21 protein-coding genes are annotated in these 20,693 nt (G+C 67.2%); 16 read left to right on the forward strand and 5 right to left on the reverse strand.

What is annotated here, in order from left to right:
- Positions 1-23: 23 nt before the first annotated feature.
- The 4 genes from leuC (at position 24) to VF194_RS10810 (ending at position 4,148) form a co-directional block, all read left to right on the forward strand.
- Positions 24-1,436 (forward strand): 3-isopropylmalate dehydratase large subunit, encoded by a 1,413-nt coding sequence (gene leuC, locus VF194_RS10795; RefSeq protein ID WP_330890843.1) that lies wholly within the window; start codon positions 24-26, stop codon positions 1,434-1,436.
- 18 nt (positions 1,437-1,454) lie between these two features.
- Positions 1,455-2,084 carry a 3-isopropylmalate dehydratase small subunit gene (gene leuD, locus VF194_RS10800; RefSeq protein ID WP_330890844.1) on the forward strand — a complete coding sequence of 210 codons (630 nt, stop codon included), beginning with the start codon at positions 1,455-1,457 and terminating at the stop codon, positions 2,082-2,084.
- 139 nt (positions 2,085-2,223) lie between these two features.
- The gene (leuB, locus tag VF194_RS10805; RefSeq protein WP_330890846.1) at positions 2,224-3,336 is read left to right on the forward strand and encodes a 3-isopropylmalate dehydrogenase; all 1,113 of its coding nucleotides are present in this window, start codon (positions 2,224-2,226) and stop codon (positions 3,334-3,336) included.
- Positions 3,337-3,515: 179 nt separating this feature from the next.
- Positions 3,516-4,148, forward strand: a complete 633-nt coding sequence (locus VF194_RS10810) for a glutathione S-transferase family protein (RefSeq protein ID WP_330890848.1) — start codon at positions 3,516-3,518, stop codon at positions 4,146-4,148.
- On the opposite strand, the gene VF194_RS10815 is transcribed toward VF194_RS10810, so the two are convergent.
- Positions 4,149-4,649 (reverse strand): 2'-5' RNA ligase family protein, encoded by a 501-nt coding sequence (locus VF194_RS10815; RefSeq protein WP_330890849.1) that lies wholly within the window; start codon positions 4,647-4,649, stop codon positions 4,149-4,151.
- A 53-nt stretch (positions 4,650-4,702) separates the two neighbouring features.
- On the opposite strand from VF194_RS10815, the gene VF194_RS10820 reads away from it, so the two are divergent.
- The gene (locus VF194_RS10820; protein ID WP_330890851.1) at positions 4,703-5,341 is read left to right on the forward strand and encodes a LysE family translocator; all 639 of its coding nucleotides are present in this window, start codon (positions 4,703-4,705) and stop codon (positions 5,339-5,341) included.
- Here VF194_RS10820 and VF194_RS10825 read toward each other — a convergent pair.
- Together VF194_RS10825 and VF194_RS10830 are read right to left on the reverse strand one after the other, a co-directional pair.
- Positions 5,338-5,943: a 2-hydroxychromene-2-carboxylate isomerase gene (locus VF194_RS10825; RefSeq protein ID WP_330890853.1), complete on the reverse strand. Its 606-nt coding sequence runs from the start codon at positions 5,941-5,943 to the stop codon at positions 5,338-5,340. The two genes, VF194_RS10820 and VF194_RS10825, sit on opposite strands and share 4 nt — an antisense overlap.
- A gap of 11 nt (positions 5,944-5,954) precedes the next feature.
- Complete coding sequence (locus VF194_RS10830) at positions 5,955-6,875, reverse strand: glutathione S-transferase family protein (protein WP_330890855.1); 921 nt, start codon at positions 6,873-6,875, stop codon at positions 5,955-5,957.
- 582 nt (positions 6,876-7,457) lie between these two features.
- Between VF194_RS10830 and VF194_RS10835 the strand changes: the two genes are divergently transcribed.
- The 3 genes from VF194_RS10835 (at position 7,458) to VF194_RS10845 (ending at position 9,618) form a co-directional block, all read left to right on the forward strand.
- Complete coding sequence (locus VF194_RS10835; RefSeq protein WP_330890857.1) at positions 7,458-8,483, forward strand: aspartate-semialdehyde dehydrogenase; 1,026 nt, start codon at positions 7,458-7,460, stop codon at positions 8,481-8,483.
- A gap of 107 nt (positions 8,484-8,590) precedes the next feature.
- Entirely contained in the window at positions 8,591-9,106 is a 516-nt protein-coding gene (locus tag VF194_RS10840; RefSeq protein ID WP_330890859.1) for a hypothetical protein, read from the forward strand.
- Complete coding sequence (locus tag VF194_RS10845; protein ID WP_330890861.1) at positions 9,103-9,618, forward strand: PAS domain-containing protein; 516 nt, start codon at positions 9,103-9,105, stop codon at positions 9,616-9,618. Before VF194_RS10840 ends, VF194_RS10845 begins: the two co-directional genes overlap by 4 nt.
- Positions 9,619-9,686: 68 nt before the next feature.
- Here VF194_RS10845 and pdxY read toward each other — a convergent pair whose 3' ends face one another.
- Positions 9,687-10,541: a pyridoxal kinase gene (pdxY, locus tag VF194_RS10850; protein ID WP_330890863.1), complete on the reverse strand. Its 855-nt coding sequence runs from the start codon at positions 10,539-10,541 to the stop codon at positions 9,687-9,689.
- Between the two features lie 145 nt (positions 10,542-10,686).
- Here pdxY and VF194_RS10855 point away from each other — a divergent pair, with 145 nt between their 5' ends.
- The 8 genes from VF194_RS10855 (at position 10,687) to VF194_RS10890 (ending at position 19,436) form a co-directional block, all read left to right on the forward strand.
- On the forward strand, positions 10,687-11,580 hold the full coding sequence (locus VF194_RS10855; RefSeq protein ID WP_330890865.1) for a CoA ester lyase: 894 nt from the start codon (positions 10,687-10,689) through the stop codon (positions 11,578-11,580).
- 129 nt (positions 11,581-11,709) lie between these two features.
- Positions 11,710-12,765, forward strand: coding sequence for a MaoC family dehydratase (locus VF194_RS10860; protein WP_330890867.1), 1,056 nt, complete (start codon positions 11,710-11,712; stop codon positions 12,763-12,765).
- 238 nt (positions 12,766-13,003) lie between these two features.
- Positions 13,004-14,329: an ammonium transporter gene (locus VF194_RS10865; protein ID WP_330890869.1), complete on the forward strand. Its 1,326-nt coding sequence runs from the start codon at positions 13,004-13,006 to the stop codon at positions 14,327-14,329.
- A gap of 242 nt (positions 14,330-14,571) precedes the next feature.
- The gene (gene sdhC, locus VF194_RS10870) at positions 14,572-14,958 is read left to right on the forward strand and encodes a succinate dehydrogenase, cytochrome b556 subunit (RefSeq protein WP_330890871.1); all 387 of its coding nucleotides are present in this window, start codon (positions 14,572-14,574) and stop codon (positions 14,956-14,958) included.
- Positions 14,959-14,968: 10 nt separating this feature from the next.
- Positions 14,969-15,364, forward strand: coding sequence for a succinate dehydrogenase, hydrophobic membrane anchor protein (gene sdhD, locus VF194_RS10875; protein WP_330890873.1), 396 nt, complete (start codon positions 14,969-14,971; stop codon positions 15,362-15,364).
- Between the two features lie 4 nt (positions 15,365-15,368).
- The gene (gene sdhA, locus VF194_RS10880) at positions 15,369-17,156 is read left to right on the forward strand and encodes a succinate dehydrogenase flavoprotein subunit (protein ID WP_330890875.1); all 1,788 of its coding nucleotides are present in this window, start codon (positions 15,369-15,371) and stop codon (positions 17,154-17,156) included.
- A 27-nt stretch (positions 17,157-17,183) separates the two neighbouring features.
- Positions 17,184-17,975 carry a succinate dehydrogenase iron-sulfur subunit gene (locus VF194_RS10885; protein ID WP_330890877.1) on the forward strand — a complete coding sequence of 264 codons (792 nt, stop codon included), beginning with the start codon at positions 17,184-17,186 and terminating at the stop codon, positions 17,973-17,975.
- A gap of 111 nt (positions 17,976-18,086) precedes the next feature.
- Positions 18,087-19,436, forward strand: a complete 1,350-nt coding sequence (locus VF194_RS10890; protein ID WP_330890879.1) for a pentapeptide repeat-containing protein — start codon at positions 18,087-18,089, stop codon at positions 19,434-19,436.
- Between the two features lie 84 nt (positions 19,437-19,520).
- Here VF194_RS10890 and zapE read toward each other — a convergent pair whose 3' ends face one another.
- Positions 19,521-20,648, reverse strand: coding sequence for a cell division protein ZapE (gene zapE / locus VF194_RS10895; RefSeq protein ID WP_330890881.1), 1,128 nt, complete (start codon positions 20,646-20,648; stop codon positions 19,521-19,523).
- Between the last annotated feature and the right edge of the window lie 45 nt (positions 20,649-20,693).

A 20,693-nucleotide genomic window follows, 5' to 3' on the forward strand; every position in this document is an offset into this window, starting at 1 on the left:
TGGTTAGAACATAGAGACCAGCCATGACCGCGCCGCGCACGCTTTACGACAAAATCTGGGACAGCCACCTCGTCGACCTGGACGATCAGGGCAACGGCCTGCTCTATATCGACCTGCATCTGGTCCATGAAGTGACCTCGCCGCAGGCCTTCGCCGGACTGAAGGCCGCCGGCCGCAAGGTCCGCCGCCCCGACCGCACCGTGGCCGTGCCCGACCATAACGTGCCGACCACCCCGGACCGCGCCCAGTTCGTCTTCGAGGACGAGGAAGCGAAGATCCAGGTCGAGACGCTGGACCGCAACGCCAGGGAATTCGGCGTCCGCTATTACCCGATGAACGACATCAACCAGGGTATCGTGCATATCGTCGGGCCGGAACAGGGCTATACCCAGCCGGGCATGACCATCGTCTGCGGCGACAGCCATACCTCGACGCATGGCGCCTTCGGCAGCCTGGCCTTCGGCATCGGCACTTCGGAGGTCGAGCATGTGCTGGCGACCCAGACGCTGCCGCAGCGCAAAGCCAAGAACATGAAGATCGAGATCGACGGCCAGCTCGGCCCGGGCGTGACCGCCAAGGACATCATCCTCGCCGTCATCGGCAAGATCGGCACCGCCGGCGGCACCGGCTATGTGATGGAATATACCGGCAGCGCCATCCGCAACCTGTCGATGGAAGGCCGCATGACGGTCTGCAACATGTCGATCGAAGCCGGCGCCCGCGCCGGCCTGATCGCGCCGGACGAGAAGACCTTCGAATATCTGAAGGGCCGGCCGCATGCGCCCAAGGGCGCCGCCTGGGAGCAGGCCCTGGCCTGGTGGAAGACCCTGCCCTCCGATCCGGGCGCCAAATACGACATGGAAGTCTTCCTCAAGGCGGAAGACATCGCGCCGCATGTCACATGGGGCACCAGCCCGCAGGACGTGGCGCCGATCACCGGCGCAGTGCCCAATCCGGCCGAGATCAAGGACGAGCAGAAGCGCGCGGCGCTGGAACGCGCGCTCAACTACATGGGCCTGAAGCCGGGCGAGAAGCTGGACAGCGTGCCGATCCAGCGCGTCTTCATCGGCTCCTGCACCAATGGCCGCATCGAGGACCTGCGCGCCGCCGCCGCCATCGCCAAGGGCCGCAAGGTGGCCGCCGGCGTGCAGGCGATGGTGGTGCCGGGCTCCGGGCTGGTGAAGCATCAGGCCGAGGAAGAGGGCCTCGACAAGGTCTTCCTCGAGGCCGGCTTCGAATGGCGCGAGCCGGGCTGCTCGATGTGCCTGGCGATGAATGCCGACCGGCTGAAGCCGGAAGAGCGCTGCGCCTCGACCTCGAACCGCAATTTCGAGGGCCGCCAGGGGGCGCGCGGCCGCACCCACCTGATGAGCCCGGCGATGGCCGCCGCCGCCGCCGTCACCGGCAAGCTGGCCGACGTTCGCAAGTTCATCTGAGCGCGGGAGGAAGAGACAATGGAAAAGTTCACCACGCTGACCGCCGTCGCCGCGCCGCTGCCGATGATCAATGTCGATACCGACATGATCATCCCCAAGCAGTTCCTCAAGACCGTCGAGCGCACCGGCCTGGCCAAAGGCCTGTTCTTCGAATTGCGCCAGACGCCGGACGGCAAGCCGGTGCCGGACTTCTTCATGAACCAGCCGCAATACAAGGGCGCGCAGATCCTGGTCGCCGGCGACAATTTCGGCTGCGGCTCGTCGCGCGAGCATGCGCCCTGGGCGCTGCTGGATTACGGCATCCGCTGCGTGATCGCGCCGAGCTTCGCCGACATCTTCTACAACAACTGCTTCCAGAACGGCATTTTGCCGATCAAGCTGCCGCAGGAGGATGTCGACAAGCTGATGGACGACGCCAAGCGCGGCGCCAATGCGCGCATCACCGTCGATCTGGAACGCCAAGAGATCAAGGGCCCGGATGGCGGCACGATCAAGTTCGAGATCGACGCCTTCAAGAAGCATTGCCTGCTCAACGGGCTCGACAATATCGGGCTGACCCTGGAGAAGAAGCCGAAGATCGACAGCTTCGAAACCAGGCAGCGCGCCTCGCAGCCCTGGCTGTATGCCGAGGCGGGGCGGACGGCCTGATACTCAACCCCGCACCCGGTTCGTCACCCTCGGCGCAAGCCGAGGGTCCATTCCCACTACCCGCCAACGGGACCGTCGACTGGATGCCCGGGCTTCGCCCAAGCATGACGACGGAGGAAACCTAGAAGGACACGAGACAATGCCATCCAACCGTACCATGCTGATGCTGCCCGGCGACGGGATCGGCCCCGAGGTGATGGGCGAAGTGCGCCGCGTCATCGAATGGATGGACAAGCGCCGGCACGTCTCCTTCGACGTGAAGGAAGACCTCGTCGGCGGCGCCGCCTACGACAAGCACGGCACGCCGCTGCATGACAAGACGATGCAGACGGCGCTCGATTGCGGCGTGGTGCTGCTCGGCGCCGTGGGCGGCCCGAAATGGGACAGCCTGCCCTTCGAGAAGAAGCCCGAGCGCGGCCTGCTGCGCCTGCGCAAGGAGATGGACCTGTTCGCCAACCTGCGACCGGCGAAATGCTTCGATGCGCTGGTCGAGGCCAGCAGCCTGAAGCCGGAGCTGGTCAAGGGCCTGGACATCATGATCGTGCGCGAGCTGACCGGCGGCATCTATTTCGGCCAGCCGCGCGGCATCGAGACTTTGCCGAACGGCGAGCGCCGCGGCATCAACACGCAATCCTATACCACCGGCGAAATCCGCCGCGTCGCTGCCGTCGCCTTCGAGCTGGCGCAGAAGCGCCACAACAAGGTGACCTCGCTGGAAAAGGCCAATGTGATGGAATCCGGCGTGCTCTGGCGCGAGGAGGTCACCAAGCTGCATCAGGAGAAGTACAAGGACGTGCAGCTCGAGCATATGTATGCCGATAACGGCGCCATGCAGCTGGTGCGCAACCCGAAGCAGTTCGACGTGATGGTGACCGACAACCTGTTCGGCGACATCCTCTCGGACGAAGCGGCGATGCTGACCGGCTCGCTCGGCATGCTGCCCTCGGCTTCGATCGGCGCCGTCGACCCGGCCACCGGCCGCCGCATGGCGCTGTTCGAGCCGGTGCATGGCTCGGCTCCCGACATCGCCGGCAAGGGCATCGCCAATCCGCTGGCGACGATCCAGAGCTTCTCGATGGCCTTGCGCTATGCCTACGATCTCGGCGCCGATGCCGACCTGATCGATCAGGCGGCCGAAAACGTGCTCAAAAGCGGCGTGCGCACCGCCGATCTGGGCGGCGGCACCACCAAGGTCGGCACGTCCGGCATGGGCGATGCGCTGCTCAGGGAACTCGACAAGCTGGCGGCGTAAGAAGCCAGCCCGCGGCAACAGGAGCGCCGGCCTCGCAACAGGCCGGCGCTTTTTTTGTTTCCCGGCCGGCGGCGGCAGCCGGCAAACCGGTAAACTTTTGCGGCGCCACAGCAAAGGGCTTGTGCGGCGCAGCAAAATGGCGAAACTGCTGCGGCGTTACTGTCTGGGGAGACCGTCACATGATGAGGCTGATCGGCCGTAATCTGTCGCCGTATGCGCGGCGCGTCGCCATCGCCATGACCCTGCTCGATGTGCCGCATGAGCGCGAATACCTCTCGGTGACGGCCGATCCGCAGCGCGGCCTGGAGGTCAATCCGGTCGGCCGCGTGCCGGCGCTGCAGCTCGACGACGGCGATACGCTGATCGAGTCCGGCGCGATCCTGGATTACCTGATGGATCTGGTCGGACCCGCGAAAAGCCTGATCCCGCCGCATGGCAAGCCGCGGCGCGACTGCCTGCAGGTGATGGCGATCGCCTGCGGCGTCCTCGATAAGGCCGTCAATGCGATCTACGAGGTGCGGCGCCGCCCGGCCGAGAAAGTGCACGAACCCTGGCGGCAGCATCTGCTGACCCAGGTCGCCGGCGGCCTCGCCGCGCTGGAAGCGCGCGCCGCGGCCATCGCCGCGCCCGGCCAATGGCTGCTCGGCCAGCATATCAGCATGGCCGACGTCTCGCTCGGCGTGATGATGAGCTTTCTCGGCGTCATGCTGCCCGAAGCGGTGCCGGCGGGCCGCTATGCGGCGCTGGAAAATTTCCGGCAGCGCTGCGAAGCCCTGCCGGCTTTCCAGGCGCATCCGCTGGAGACACCCTGATCAGGCGGCCAGTTCGAATTTCGCCGCCGGCCTGATCGCGCCATGCTCGAGCCGCAGCAGTTCGAGCGCCGTCACCCGGCCCGAGAGCGGCGGACCGAAACTGGCGCCGATCTGCCGCTGCAGCGCCTTGGCGCAATAGACGGCGCCGAAGCGGGCGACGGTAAGATGCGGGCGGTAATCGGCAAGCGCATGACCGAGCCGCCGGTGCAGCGCGGCGAATTGCGGCGCGCTCGCCGCATCGGCCAGCAGCACGTTCAGATGGGCATATTTCGGCTGGAACGGGTCCGCCATCCGCTCCAGCCGGTCGAAAGCCGCCGCGAAAGCCGGCGTTGCGGCCGCCGCCGCCGCCAGCTCGGCCGCGAAGGCGGCCTGGTCGGCGATGGCGCGCGGAAACGCCAGGGTCACATGCGGCCCGACGCGATCCTGCAGCGGATCATGCGCCGCGCGGATCGCCGCCAGCCAGGCGGCAGCGGCCGCATCGAAATCAGGGATCGCAATCACCGCCAGCATCGCTTTAAGCTTAGCGGAGCGATGCCCTCACTGCGAGCCGCCCGATGACCGCCTCCCTCCTGATCGCCGCCGCGCTGGCCGGCGCGGCCTATGTCATCACGCCGGGCCCGGCCTTCCTGGCCCTGCTCGGCATCGGCGCCGGCCAGGGCCGCAGGGCGGGATTGCTGTTCCTGAGCGGCCATCTGCTCGGCGATACCGCCTGGGCGAGCCTGTCGCTCGTCGCCATCATCGGCTCGGCCAGCCTGGGCACGCTGGTCTTCGACATCCTCGGCCTGGTCTGCGGCGCCTATCTGCTGCTGCTCGGCTGGCGCGCCCTGCGGGCCATGCGCCGGAGCGATGGCGGCCTGAGCAGCGCCGCAGAAAAGCCGCTGCGGCGCGGCCTCGCCTTCGGCCTCACCAACCCGAAGGCCTATCCCGTCTCGGTCGCCATGTTCACCGCCCTGCTCGCCTCGCATGCGGCGGAGCTGGACTGGAGCAGCCTGCCGCCGCTCCTGGCCGCCGCCTTCCTCGGCTTTCTCGGCGCCGACGCCGTGCTGCTCTGGGTGATCGGCGCCGCCCCGGTGCGCCGGCTTTACCGCCGCCACGAACTCTGGATCACGCGGCTCAGCGGAGCGATCTTCATCGGCTTCGGCCTGCAGGCTTTGTGGCATGCCGCGCCGGGCCTGCTGGCGCGCCGCGCCTAGCTCCGCCTGAGCGCTTCTCGCACCAGCGGCAGGCGGTCGTTGCCGAAATACATGTCGGTATCGTTGACGAAGATGGTGGGCGAGCCGAAGCCGCCGCGGGCGATCACCTCGTCGGTATTGGCCTTGAGCCGGGCCTTGATGGCCGGATCGTTGACGGCTTGCGCCATGCGCGCGGCATCGAGGCCGGCGCGCGCGGCGGCCTCGGCCAGCACGTCCTCCCGGCTGATATCCTTGTCCTCGCCCCAGTAAAGCTCGAACAGCGCCTTGGCCAAAGCGAGCTGCCTGCCCTGCTCCTCCGCCCATAGCAGGGCGCGCAGGCCTTTCACCGAATTGACCGGGAAGACGCTGGGCGGGAACTTGATCCCGATGCCGGCGAGCCGCGCCCAGTCCTGCATGTCTTTCAGCGCATAGGCCGCCTTGGCCGGCACCGGGTTGTCGCGCTGCTGGTAGACGCTCGGATTGACGCTGTTGAACACGCCGCCGACCAGAAAGGGCCGGTAGGCGATCTCGGCGCCCTCTTCGCGCGCCAGCGGCTGGATGTTGGTGAAGGCGAGATAGGTCCAGGGCGAAGAGACGTCGTAGAAGAATTCGAGCTTTTTCATCGCCTGCCCCGTCATGCCTTGGCCGGCACCAGGATGAAGCCGGCGCGCGGGAAATGCACATGCACCTCGCCGACCTCGGGCGCGCTGCGCCTGATGGTCACGCTCTGCGCATCCAGCGCCACCAGCTCGCCCACCGTCGGATCGCGGCCGGTATCGTCCGGCGTGACGCTGACCATCGCCCCGGCGGTAAGGCCGAGCGCATTGGGCATGACGGTGCCGCGCACGGGCGCCGGCTGCGCCGCCCTGGCCGCGGCGACGGCGGCCTTGGCGTCGAGATCGCTCCGCTCGCCATGGCCGAACGCCTTCATGCGGTCGGCCCAGGCATTCAGCCCGGCGTAATCGGCCAGCGCATCGGACCTGGCGCGCTCGCGCACGAACCAGACGCAGTGATAGACGGCGAGATCGGCCAAGCTCGGCGCATCGCCGAACAGGAACGCGCGATTATCCGCCAGCGCATCCTCGATCCAGCCCAGATGCGCCCGCAGCGGCCCCTGCATGACGGCGGCCTGCTGCTTGAGCCTGGCGCGGTCGATATTGCGGCCGGAGAATTTCGAGCGGTCCTCGAGGAAGGCGTCCGGCAGCTTGTCGCCGAAAGCGCCGAAGGCGATCGCCACCGCAGCGCCGAAAAGCTGATGGTCGGCCCAGAAGGCGACGCCTTCCGCCAGGCCCCGCGCCAGGCCGGGATAGAATGTCGGCGTCGGATGGCGGCGCTCCAGTTCGCGCAGGATCAGCTGCGTGTCGCAAAATATGTCGGCGCCGATCTGCAGCACCGGCGTCTTGCGGTAGCCGCCGGTCAGCGGCATCAGGTCGGGCTTGGGCATCACCGGCGGAATGTCGACCGACTGCCAGGCCAGCTTCTTGATGCCGAAGGCGATGCGCACCTTCTCGGAAAAGGGCGAGGTGGCGTAATGGTGCAGGATGATGCCGCTCATCGTGTGTCCTCCCAGACGGTCCCGCCGCAGAGTAAGGGCGCTGTCGCAACGTCAGGCAAGAGCCCGGGTTGGCGCCCGGGCGAGGCCCCGGCGAGGACCCGGCGAGGACCCGGGCGGGCCATTGCGGGCCGGTCTGAACCGGAGCGGACCATGGCGGACCGCCATGCATCGTTATGAACCGTTATGAACCATTCCTTCCCGTTTTGAACCGTCTTGCACCATTCCGCCCCGTTTCGTCTTATCCGGTCTTGTTCCGGCCTATCCGCGCTTCATCCCCGCCGCGGCCTTGGACACCCCAAACCGCACGGCGCGCAAGGAACATATTGGGTATATAGGAATATAAGTCAATACCCGCGCGCGGCCCAGCCGGGCAGGTCTTGGTCGCCCCGGGAGGTCATGGCGGCGGAGCGCAGGGCGGCAGGCCAGCCCCGGCCGCGACAATTCCGCGCTTGATTAGCGGGAAAAGCGGGCCTAATTTCCGCCCGTCCGCCGGGTGCCGACCTGCCGGACAGCAACATAACCCTGTGTTTTTCCGAGATCCGCCGGGTGCCGACCTGCCGGATGAGAGAAAGAAGGTAAGACATGGCCTATAAGGTCGCCGTCGTCGGCGCCACCGGTGTGGTGGGCCGCGAAATGCTCAACATCCTCCACGAGCGCAATTTCCCCGTTTCCGAGGTCGTTCCGCTGGCTTCCCGCCGCAGCATCGGCAAGGACGCCCATTTCGGCGACAGGAAGATCAAGGTGAAGGCGCTCGACGATTACGACTTCAAGGGCGTCGATATCGCGCTGTTCTCGGCCGGCGGCGCCACCTCGAAGGAATGGGCGCCGAAGGTCGCCGCCGCCGGCGCGGTGGTGATCGACAATTCCAGCCAGTGGCGCATGGACCCGGACGTGCCGCTGATCGTGCCGGAGGTCAATGTCGAGGCCCTGGCCGGCTATACCAAAAAGGGCATCATCGCCAATCCGAACTGCTCGACCGCGCAGCTCGTCGTCGCGCTCAAGCCGCTGCACGAGCGCGCCACGATCAAGCGCGTCGTGGTCTCGACCTACCAGTCGGTCTCCGGCGCCGGCAATGACGGCGTCGTCGAGCTGGAGCGCCAGACCAAGGCGATCCTGGTCGCCGATCCGGTCGAGAAGCAGAAATTCCCCAAGCAGATCGCCTTCAACGTCATTCCTCACATCGACGTCTTCATGGAAGACGGCTACACGAAGGAGGAATGGAAGATGACGGCCGAGACCAAGAAGATACTCGACCCGAAGATCAAGCTGACCGCGACCTGCGTGCGCGTGCCGGTCTTCATCGGCCATTCGGAAGCGGTCAACATCGAGTTCGAGCAGCCGCTTTCGGCCGAAGAGGCGCGCGACATCCTGTCGACGGCGCCCGGCGTGCAGGTGCTGGACCGCCGCGAGCCGGGCGGCTACATCACGCCGCTGGAATGCGCCGGCGATTACGCCACCTTCGTGTCGCGAATCAGGGAAGACATCACGGTCGAGAACGGCCTCGCGCTCTGGGTCGTGTCGGACAATCTGCGTAAAGGTGCGGCGCTCAATGCCGTTCAGATTGCCGAAGCCCTGGCGGCCCGCCACTTGAAGAAGCAGGCCGCCTAGGAACGTCTACTTTCGATGCCCGATTGACGGGCGCCGCCTGGCGGCGCCCGTTTTTTGTCTGCCGTTGCCGTTGCAGTCGCCGCGGCGTTTCGGCGAAATGCGTTACGATGACGCCCTTTACGCTTCCCGCGAATGTGCATGCCCTGATCCGGGAAGCCTACGATTATTGGCAGCGTATACATCCCGCCGCCGGCCCGCCCGAACGCCTGCCTGGCCGCCAGCATATCGATCCGCTCGACATCGCGCCGCCACTGCTGCCGCATGTCTGGCTGGTCGACGTCCTGCGCGATGCCGCGGCCGAGCCGGCCCTGCGCTTCCGCTATCGCCTGGTCGGCTCGGCGGTCGACCGCGGCAGCGGCCGCACGCTGACCGGCCGCTGGCTGGACGAGGTCAATGCCGGATTTTTCCGCGACCCGCTGCTTTGCGGCCCGTATCTTTCGGTCGCATCGACCCGCCAGCCGGATTACCGCGTCGGCACGCCGCTCTTTGCGCATGCCCAGCAATGGAGCTGGCTCGAACGGCTCATGATGCCCCTGGCGCAGAATGGCCAGGACGTGGATATGCTATTCTGCTGTACCGTCTTCTATGACGTCGAGGGGAAGGTCATGGGATCGAGGCTGTGATCGAAGCTGCGGCAGGCTTTGCCATAACCGCCGATGCGCATCCGGTCATGCATGCCGGGCTCGGCTACTGGCGTTCGCTATGGCCGGGGCCGCAATCGCTGCCCGGACGCCAGCATGTCGATCCGCTCAACATGCCGCGGCTGCTGCCCTATGCCTGGCTGCTGGAGGTCCATGCGCCGCCGCCCGGCGGGACGCTGCCGCGCTTCCGCTTCCGCCTGCTCGGCAGCCATGTCGATCTCGGCTTCGGCGCCCCGAAGACCGGCCGCTGGCTGCATGAGATCGAGCCGTCCTTCAACAGCAATCCCGAAATGCACCGGGCCTTCCTCGACTGCGCGTATGAGGCAAAGCCGGCGCATCGCCGGGGCAAGCCGCGCTTTCGTTTCAACAAGGACGCCGCCGAGCTGGAGCGCATGATGCTGCCGCTGGCCAGCGACGGCCGGCGGATCGACATGCTGCTGGGCTTCACCGTCTTCTACGACAGCCGCGGCAGCGAATTGCAGACGGCGCTGTAGCGCTCATCCGTCAGGCCCGGCGCCTTCGTCCTGAACCTCCGCTTCCGCAAGGGCGGCGACGGCTCAAGTCACCGCACGCGTTCGATATCCGGCAGGCAGGTCGGATTGTGCAATTCCTCCTGCGCCGCCGCCATGCGCATCTCCACCGAGCGGTGCTCCTGCGCATCGCGCAGCAGGCCATAGGTGCCCGCCATGGCGAACAGCAGCGCCTTCTTCGGCGTGCGGCCCTTCAGCAGCCGCGCCAGGAACAGCGCGGCGAACACGTCGCCGGCGCCCTTGGGCAGCAGATCGCCCAGGTCCGGTACGCCGCAGAGCCAGGCGCCCTGATCGTTGACCAGCAGGGCTTCCAGCATGCCGCTGCCGCCGTCGCGCCGGCGCAGCGTCGTGGCGATCACCGTCTTCGGGCCCTGCGCGCGCAACGCATCGCAGGCGGCCAGGGCGGAGGGCAGATCCTCCACCTTGCGGCCGAGCAGGAATTCCAGTTCGAAGCCGTTCGGCGTGGCGATGTCGGCCTTCGGCACGAGCTGGTCGCGGATGAAGGGCGGCAGCGCCGCATCGACATACAGCCCGCAATCGCTGTCGCCCATCACCGGATCGCAAAGCAGCAGCGCATCGGGATTGGCCGCCTTGGCCGCCAGGGCCGCCCGTGCCGCCGCCTCGGCGGTTTTCGGATTGCCCAGCCAGCCGAGCAGGATGGCGTCGATCTGCCGCCATTCCGGCCGGGTCTGCAGCGCCATCATCCAGGCATCCATCTCAGCCGGCTCGGTCGCGCGCATCGCCGGCGGGCCGTAGGAGGGATTGAAGGCTAGGATGGCGGTCGGCACCGCCCAGGTCTCGACGCCCTGGCGCTGCAAGGCAAAGGCGCCGGCATTGTTGCCGACATGGCCGAAGATCACCTGGCTCTGGATGGCAAGTACGCGCATGGCGATGGATTCCGTTCCTTGACCGTGGGCGAATGAATCGCGGAGCGCAATTCGCCCCGGGGAAACTTGCCACGCTCCCGACCCCGTTTATAGTGGCGCGACCTCATCTTTTCGCAATTGCAGCATCACAGTTCGAGGTGATCCGATGACCGCCGAAACCGCCGCCAAGACCGCCCGGCCGCGCCGCAGCGTGCTGTACATGCCCGGCTCGAATGCCCGCGCCCTGGAAAAGGCCAAAAGCCTGGCGGCGGATGCGCTGATTCTCGATCTGGAGGACGCCGTCGCGCCCGACATGAAGGCGGCGGCGCGCGAGCAGGTCTGCCGGGCCGTCAAGGCCGGCGGCTATGGCCGCCGCGAGCTGATCGTCCGCGTCAACGGCCTGGAGACGCCCTGGGGCGTCGAGGATGTCGCCGCCGCGGCGCAGGCCGGCCCCGACGCCGTGCTGCTGCCGAAGGTGGAAAGCGCCGCCCAGGTGCAGCAGGCGGAAAAGCTGCTCGGGCAGCATGGCGCGCCGGAGCGAACGCGCATCTGGTGCATGATGGAAACGCCGAAAGGCATCCTGCATGCCGAGGAGATCGCCGCCGCGTCCGCCCGCCTCGGCGTGCTGGTGATGGGCACCTCGGATCTGGTGAAGGACCTCAACGCGCAGCATACGCCGCTGCGCCTGCCGGTGATCACGGCGCTCGGCCTCTGCCTGCTGGCGGCGCGCGCCTACGGGCTCGGCATTCTCGACGGCGTCTATCTCGACCTCGACGACGAGGCCGGCTTCGAGGCGGCCTGCCGCCAGGGTCTGGAACTCGGCTTCGACGGCAAGACGCTGATCCATCCCAAGCAGCTCGATGCCGCCAACCGCGTCTTCGCGCCGACGCCCGAACAGGTGGCGCAGGCGCATAAGATCATCGCCGCCTTCGACGAGGCCGCGCGGCAGGGCAAGGCCGTGGTGCTGGTGGACGGCAAGCTGGTCGAGAACCTGCATGTCGAGCAGGCGAAAAAGCTGGCGGCCCTGGCCGCGGCGATCGAGGCGATGCAGGCGACGTAGAGCTTGGCGAAGAATCGCCCCCCCCTTGGGCGAGCCCCGAGGGGTCCATAGGACGGTTCCGTCGCGCGGATAATCGGAACGGATGCCCGGGCTTGGCCCAGGCATGACGGGGAAAACGGGCCAGAGAGCATGACCACCAAGACCAATCCGGGCAATTTCTTCGAGGATTTCCGGCTGGAGCAGGAAATCCGCCATGCCACGCCGCGCACGGTGAGCGCGGGCGATGCCGCGCTGTATACGGCGCTGTACGGTTCGCGCTTCGCGGTGCAGTCGGCGGACAGCTTCGCCCGCCAGCTCGGCTTGCCGGCGGCGCCGCTCGACGACCTGCTGGCCTTCCATATCGTCTTCGGCAAGACCGTGCCGGATGTCTCGCTGAACGCCGTCGCCAATCTCGGCTATGCCGAATGCCGCTGGCTCAGGCCGGTCTATCCCGGCGACAGCCTGCACAGCGTCTCGCGCGTCATCGGCCTGAAGGAGAATTCGAACCGCAAAACCGGCGTCGTCTATGTGCGAAGCACCGGCTATCGCGGCAGCGAAGCGGTGCTGGATTACGTGCGCTGGGTGATGGTGAAGAAGCGCGACGAAAGCGCCGCCATCCGGCAGGAGCATGTGCCGCAGCTTGCCGGCCGCGTCGCGCCCGAACAGCTGCAGGTGCCGGCGGGCCTCGATTTCGCGCATTACGACTGGGGCCTGGCGGGCAGCCCGCATGCCTGGGAGGATTACGCCGCCGGCGAGAAGATCGATCATGTCGACGGCATGACCATCGAGGAGGCCGAGCATATGCTCGCCACCCGCCTGTATCAGAACACCGCCAAGGTGCATTTCGACCAGTTCCGCCAGGGCCGCGAGAAGCTCGGCCGCCGGCTGATCTATGGCGGCCATATCATCAGCCTGGCGCGCGCGCTGTCGTTCAACGGCCTCGCCAACGCGGCTTTCATTGCCGCGATCAATGGCGGCCGCCATGTCAATCCGACCTTGGCCGGCCATACCGTCTATGCCTGGTCGGAGGTGCTGGAGAAGGCCGAACTGCCGGGCCGCAAGGATGTCGGCGCGCTGCGCCTGCGCACGCTCGCCCTGAAGGATCAGCCGGCGGCCGGCTTCCCCGACAAGGACGCCGCCGGCAAATACCCCGATTGCGTGGTGCTGGACCTGGATTACTGGGTGCTGATGCCGCGCCAAAGCTAGGCGTAAGCCGGCGATCTCCCGCCCACAATTTAGGCAAAAGGCGATTCTTTCGGCATAGAATTGCCGCTTTGGACGGCAAAGTTCCGGCGCCGGCCAGTCACCCCCTGGTTTATCAAGCGGTTCCGCGCCGCGCCGCTGGCATGGCGCGTGCTTGGGCAGCCTGCCTGTTTCGCCGGCGTTTCGCCCGCCGTCCGAAACAGCGCCCGACATAACGATCTTGCACAGGGTGGGTGTCCCGATGATCGCTTCCTTTGCGCGCCGCGCCGCGGCGCCGCTTGCCGCTGTTTTGCTGTTCGCCGGTTCGGCCATCGCCAGCCCGGCCTTCGCCGCCGAGGCCGGACCGCTGGACGGCCCCGGCACCGCCTGGCTGCTGACCGCCACCGCCCTGGTGCTGTTCATGACGCTGCCCGGGCTGGCGCTGTTCTATGCCGGACTGGTGCGGGCGCGGAATGCGCTCAGCGTGCTGATGCATTGCGTGCTGATCGCCGCGCTCGCCTCGGTGCTCTGGCTCGCCGCCGGCTACAGCCTCGCCTTCACCGATGGCGGCGATGTCCAGGCCGTGATCGGCGGCCTGGGCCGCGCCTTCCTCGCCGGCGTCACCGCCGAGACGCTGCGCGACGGCCTGCCCGAAGCGGTCTTTTTCATGTTCCAGCTCACCTTCGCGGTGATCACGCCGGCGCTGATCGTCGGCGCCTATCCCGAGCGGGTGAAATTCTCCGCCGTCGTGTGGTTCTCCGGCCTGTGGCTGTTCCTGGTCTACGTTCCGATCTGCCACTGGATCTGGGGCAATGGCTGGCTGGCGCAGCAGGGCGTGATCGATTTCGCCGGCGGCCTGGTGGTGCATGTCACGGCGGGCATGGCCGCCGTCATCGCCGCGCTGATGGTCGGCAAAAGGCGCGACTTCCCGCACGAGCCGATGCTGCCGCACAGTCCCGGCATGACCGCGACCGGCGCCGGCATGCTCTGGGTCGGCTGGTACGGCTTCAACGCCGGCTCGGCGCTCGCCGCCAACGGCAGCGCCGGCATGGCCATGATCGCCACCCATATGTCGGCGGCGGGCGGCGCGCTGACCTGGATGGCGATCGAATGGCTGCGCCATGGCCGCCCGTCGCTGGTCGGCATCGTCACCGGGCTGATCGCCGGGCTGGCCACCATCACGCCGGCCGCCGGCGTGGCCGGACCGGCCGGGGGCCTTCTGGCCGGCATCTGCGGCAGCCTCATCTGCTTCAGCATCACCACGCTGATGAAACAGCGCCTCAGGCTGGACGATTCGCTCGACGTCTTCGCCGTGCATGGCATCGGCGGCGCGCTCGGCATCGTCCTCGTCGCCGTGATCGGCCAGCCCGGCCTGGGCGGCACCGGCTTCGGCGCCGGCGTCTCCGCCGCAGCCCAGCTCGGCAGCCAGCTGCTCGGCCTCGGCGCCACCGCCGCCTGGGCCGGCCTGATGAGCTGGATCATCCTGGCCGGCCTGAAGGCCACGCTCGGCCTGCGCGTCAGCCAGGAGCAGGAATTCGAAGGGCTCGACATCACCGTGCACGGCGAACGCGCCTACGACCTGCGCTGAGCGGCGGCGCAATCGCCGCCAGAACCGCCACACCTGCCGCAGCAGCGCCGCGGCAGGTGTTTCGCTTTCTTGACGTAATTTCAAATCTGCCCTTTCGGGGCGGGATTCGCCTTGCGTGGGCGCGGCTTAGGCCGGTAAAAACAGAGTTGCCCAATTGTTGACTAAGCGGCCTGTCGGACTAGTATCGGCCCGCTTTCGGGAGCCGCCCTCCTGCGGTGCCCGCCCCCACTCGAAGGCACATCATGGCGCACGTCGAACGACCGCTCTCTCCGCATCTGCAAATCTACCGCTGGCCGATCACCATGGTCCTGTCGATCCTGCACCGGATCACCGGTATCGGCCTGGGCCTGGGCACGCTGCTGCTCACCTGGTGGCTGGCCGCCGCCGCCGCCGGACCGGACTATTACGCCTTCGTGCATGGCGTGATCGCCTCCTGGCTCGGCCGGCTGATCCTGTTCGGCTTCACCTGGGCGCTGTTCCTGCATCTGTGCAACGGCATCCGCCATCTCTTCTGGGATATGGGCTACGGCTACCGGATCCCGGTCGCCAACCGTACCGCCCGCTGGGCGCTGATCGCCTCCGTTCTGCTCACCCTGCTGGCCTGGATTCTGGCCTACGCGCTGCGCTGAGGAGCCCGTCATGTCCAAGCCGCTCAACACCATGAAAACCCCGCTCAAGCGCGTCCGCGGCCTCGGTTCGGCCAAGGACGGCACGCAGCATTTCTGGATCCAGCGCATCACCGCCGTGGCGCTGATTCCGCTCGCCCTGCTGATGACCGGCACCGTCATCCGGCTGGCCGGCGCCGATCACGCCACCGTCGCCGCCGCCTTCCACAATCCGCTGATCGCCATCATCGCCCTGCTCGCCATCCTGGCGGCGTTCTGGCATCTCAAGCTCGGCGCGCAGGTCATCATCGAGGATTACATCCATGCCGAGGGCGCCAAGCTCGCAACCCTGCTGGCGGTGACCTTCGCCATCTTCGTGGTCGGCGGCATCGCCGCGATCTCGGTGCTCAAGCTGTTTTTCGGAGCCTGATCCAATGCCTGCTAGCTATCCGATCAACGACCATTTCTACGATGTCGTCGTCGTCGGCGCCGGCGGCGCCGGCCTGCGCGCCACCATGGGCATGGCGGCGGCCGGCCTGAAAACCGCCTGCATCTCCAAGGTGTTCCCGACCCGCAGCCACACCGTCGCCGCGCAGGGCGGCATCTCGGCCTCGCTCGGCAACATGGGCGAGGACGACTGGCGCTGGCATATGTACGACACCGTCAAGGGCTCCGACTGGCTCGGCGATCAGGACGCGATCGAATACATGTGCCGCGAGGCGGTGCCGGCGGTGATCGAGCTGGAGCATTTCGGCGTGCCGTTCTCGCGCACCGAGGAAGGCAAGATCTACCAGCGCGCCTTCGGCGGCATGACCAAGCATTTCGGCAAGGAGCCGGCCCAGCGCACCTGCGCCGCCGCCGACCGCACCGGCCATGCCATCCTGCACACGCTGTACCAGCAGTCGCTGAAATACGACACCGAGTTCTTCATCGAGTATTTCGCCCTCGACCTGATCATGGACGAGGAAGGCGCCTGCCGCGGCGTGATGGCCTGGAACCTGTCGGACGGCACCATCCACCGCTTCCGCGCCCAGATGGTGGTGCTGGCGACCGGCGGCTATGGCCGCGCCTATTTCTCCTGCACCTCGGCGCATACCTGCACGGGCGATGGCGGCGGCATGGTGCTGCGCGCCGGCCTGCCGCTGCAGGACATGGAATTCGTGCAGTTCCATCCGACCGGCATCTACGGCGCCGGCTGCCTGATCACCGAGGGCGCCCGCGGCGAGGGCGGCTATCTGGTCAATTCCGAAGGCGAGCGCTTCATGGAACGCTATGCGCCGTCGGCCAAGGACCTCGCCTCGCGCGACGTGGTCAGCCGCGCCATGACCATGGAAATCCGCGAAGGCCGCGGCGTGGGCAAGAACAAGGACCACATCTACCTGCACCTGGATCATCTCGATCCGAAGATCCTGCACGAGCGCCTGCCCGGCATCTCGGAAAGCGCCAAGATCTTCGCCGGCGTCGACGTCACCAAGCAGCCGATCCCGGTGCTGCCGACCGTGCACTACAACATGGGCGGCATCCCGACCAACTATCACGGCGAAGTCGTCACCCTGAAGGACGGCAACCCGGACCATGTCGTGCCCGGCCTGATGGCGGTCGGCGAAGCGGCCTGCGTGTCGGTGCACGGCGCCAACCGCCTGGGCTCGAACTCGCTGATCGACCTCGTCGTCTTCGGCCGCGCCGCCGCCATCCGCGCGGCGCAGATCGTCGAGAAGAACGGCAAGCACAAGGACATGCCCAAGGCCGGCGAGGAAGCGCTGGCCCGGCTGGACCAGTTCCGCCATGCCAAGGGCGGCAGCCCGACGGCGCGGATCCGCGACAGGATGCAGCGCACCATGCAGACCAACTGCGCGGTGTACCGCACCGGCGAGGTGCTGAAGGAAGGCGTCAAGCTGATCGACGAGGTCTACCAGATGATGCCGGACGTCGCCGTCAGCGACCGTTCGCTGATCTGGAACTCGGATCTGGTCGAGACGCTGGAACTCGACAATCTGATCCGCCAGGCGGTGGTGACCATGCATGGCGCCGAGAACCGCAAGGAAAGCCGCGGCGCCCATGCGCGCGAGGATTTCGCCGAGCGCGACGATGCCAACTGGATGAAGCACACGCTGTCCTGGATGGACAGCAAGGGCAAGGTCACGCTGGATTACCGCCCGGTGCATACCCACACGCTTACTAACGATATCGCGTATATCGAGCCCAAGAAGCGCGTCTACTAAGGTCGAGCCGACGAGGATCGCAACACCATGGTCGCTTTTTCGCTGCCGAAGAATTCCAAGATCACCGAAGGCAAGACCTTCGCCCTGCCGCCGGCCCAGGCCGGCGAGCAGCGCCGCACCAAGACCTTCCGCATCTACCGCTGGAGCCAGGACGACGGCCAGAATCCGCGGGTCGATTCCTACGAGATCGACCTCAACGATTGCGGCCCGATGGTTCTGGACGCGCTGATCAAGATCAAGAACGAAATCGACCCGACGCTGACCTTCCGCCGCTCCTGCCGCGAGGGCATCTGCGGCTCCTGCGCCATGAATATCGACGGCGGCAATACGCTGGCCTGCACCAAGGCGATCGAGGACATCAAGGAGGATGTGAAGATCTACCCGCTGCCGCATATGCCGGTGGTCAAGGACCTGGTGCCGGACCTGACCAACTTCTATGCCCAATACGCCTCGATCCAGCCCTGGATGAAGACCCAGAGCCCGGCCCCGGCGCGCGAGCGCAAGCAGTCGCCGGAGGAGCGCGCCAAGCTGGACGGCCTCTACGAGTGCATCCTGTGCGCCTGCTGCTCGACGGCCTGCCCGAGCTACTGGTGGAATTCCGAGCGCTATCTCGGCCCGGCCATCCTGCTGCAGGCCTATCGCTGGATCGCCGACAGCCGCGACGAGATGACCGGCGAGCGGCTCGACAACCTGGAAGATCCCTTCCGGCTGTATCGCTGCCATACCATCATGAACTGCGCCCAGACCTGCCCGAAGGGACTGAACCCGGCCCAGGCCATCGGCGAGATCAAGAAGCTGATGGTCGAGCGGCGCGGCTGATATTTGCGGGAGTGACAAAAGTCACAGAATCTGACAGTGGCACGGCGGGGCTGACCCAAGTACACTGCGCTGTCGATTCTGGTTCTTTCCACTCCACAGCCGCAGGGCGGTATGGGCGATTTTTCCCGCGGGGCACCCGCGCACCTGACGAAAGTAAGCGCGGAAAAGCTGCGCGACGTCCTGCGCGAGCATGAAGCCCATCTGGCCGGCAAGGCCGATGCCCAGCCGGCCGCCTTGGCTTTCACCGACCTGTCCGACGCCGACCTGACCGGCGTCAATCTCACCCTGGCCGACCTGACCGGGGCGCGGCTGCACCGCGCCCGCCTCGACGGCGCCAGGCTGTCGATGTCGAAATGCGGCGGTTCGGATTTCCGCAATGCCAGCCTTGGCGGCGCCGACCTGCGCTGGGCCGATCTGCGCGGCGCCTGCCTGCGCGCCGCCGGCCTGAACGACGCCAACATGGCCGAATCGAACGGCGCCGAAGCGCTCGCTCCCGTCTACGACGCCGATGGCCGGCTGTCGGATAGCGGCCCGACCAAGCGCGCCATCGACCTGTCGGGCGCCTCGGCGCAGCGCGCCGACCTGTCCGGCGCGCAACTGCCCAAGGCTTTCGCCCTGCATGCCGATTTCGCCGATGCCAATCTCGGCGACAGCAACCTGTCCGGCGCCGATCTGCGCAAGGCGCAGATGACCTCGGCCCGGCTGGAAGGCGCCGATCTGAAAGGCTCCGACTTCTCCGGCGCCACCCTGACCGGCGCCAGCCTGTCGGGCGCGCTGGTCGAAGGCGCCAATTTCGCCGGCGCCGATCTGCGCGGCGCCATCCTGGAAGCCGAAATGCGCGCCCGGCCGGAACTGGCGGCGGCGATCTTCGCCGCGGCCTCGCGCCATGCGCCGGAAGACCTTTCCGAGGTGCTGCGCCTGCATGATCTCTGGGTCCATTCCGAAGGCCGCCAGGGCCAGCGCGCGGATCTGAGCGATTTCGACTTCTCCGGCCGCGACCTGCACGGCATCAACCTGATGGGCGCCCTGCTCGAACGCGCCTGCTTCGCGCGGACGCGGCTGGCCAATGCCAATCTCGCCCTGGCGCGGCTCAATTTCGCCGACCTGCGCGGCGCCGAACTCACCAAGGCGAATCTGCGCGGCGCCAGCCTGTCGCGCGCGACGCTCGATGCCGCCGATCTCAGCCATGCCAATCTGGCGGCGATCAAGGACGATGCACCGAATACGCGCGCCGCCCGCACCAATCTGGGCGCCGCCAAGCTGAAGAAGGCGAACCTCGCCAATGCCAATCTGACCGGCGCCAGCCTGGTCGCCGCCGATCTGCGCGATGCCGACCTGCGGCAGGCCAATCTGACCGGCGCCGACCTGACCGATGGCCGCTTCGAGGGCGCCAATCTGCTCGGCGCGCAGCTCGAAGGCGCCCGGCTCGACCGCGCGCGGGATCTGCTGCTGCCGAATTGACGCACAGCGTCGTCTCCGGACGTGATCCGCTGGATGCCCGGGCCAAGCCCGGGCATGACATCCGGGCATGACGATTGCGAGTGCCTAAGGGCTGTGCTCCAGCGCGCGGTAATCCTCGCTCTGCATCTCATTGAGCCTTGAGACGCAGCGCTGGAATTCGAAGGCGCCGTCGCCTTCCGGATAAAGCCGCTCCGGCGCGGCTTCGGCGGCGGCGATCAGCTTCACCTTCGCCTCGTAAAGCGCATCGATCAGGGTGACGAACCGCTTGGCCTCGTTGCGCTTGTCGGGGCCGAGCCGCGGGATGCCGCTCAGCACCAGCGTATGATAGGTCCTGGCGATCGCCAGATAATCGGCCGGGCCGAGCGGCTGTTCGCACAGATCGGCGAAGGCGAACCGCGCCACGCCGCGCGCCTGGGCCGGCACGGCGACCTTGCGGCCCAGCACGTCGAGCGCGGCCGGCGCGCCGGGCGCATCGTCGGTCAGCAAGGCGAAGACGCGGTCCAGCGCGGCATCGGCGGCCAGGCCCAGCGGCGCGAACCAGACCTGCTCGCGGCTTAAGCGCTGCAGGCGGTAATCGCGCGAGGCGGCGAGATGCAGCACATCCAGCTTGTCCTTGAACAGCGCGATGAAGGGCAGGAACAACTGCCGGTTCAGGCCGCCCTGATAGAGGTCGTCCGGCGCGCGATTCGAGGTCGCCACCACGACGACGCCGCGGTTGAACAGCTTCTCGAACAGGCGGCCGAGGATCATCGCGTCGGCGACGTCGGTCACCTGAATCTCGTCGAAGCACAGGAGCCAGGCCTCGCGCGCGATCGCCTTGGCCACCGGGCGGATCGGATCGTCGCCGCCCTTCTTCCGCTCCGGATCGTCCTCGGGCAGCTGGCGATAGCGGAAGATTGCGGCATGCACCTCCTGCATGAAGGCATGGAAATGCACGCGGCGCTTCTTCTCGACGGGCGTCGCGGCGAAGAACAGGTCCATCAGCATGGATTTGCCGCGGCCGACTTCGCCGTAGATGTACAGGCCCTGCGGCGCCGGCTCGCGCTTGCGGCCGAAGCTGAGGCGCTGCAGCCAGCCATCCTCGCTGCCCGGCTGATAATGCGCCAGCCGCCGGCTGAGCAATTCGAGCTTTTCGACGGCGAGTTCCTGCGCCGGATCGCCGGTCAGTTCGCCGGCGGCGACTTTGCTGCGGTAAAGGTCCTGGACATTCATGCGGAGGCTTCAAAAAAACGCGACGGGCGGCAGGCTAGCCCGCCG

This window comes from Ferrovibrio sp. (assembly GCF_036381655.1).
In the GTDB taxonomy this organism is placed as follows: domain Bacteria; phylum Pseudomonadota; class Alphaproteobacteria; order Ferrovibrionales; family Ferrovibrionaceae; genus Ferrovibrio.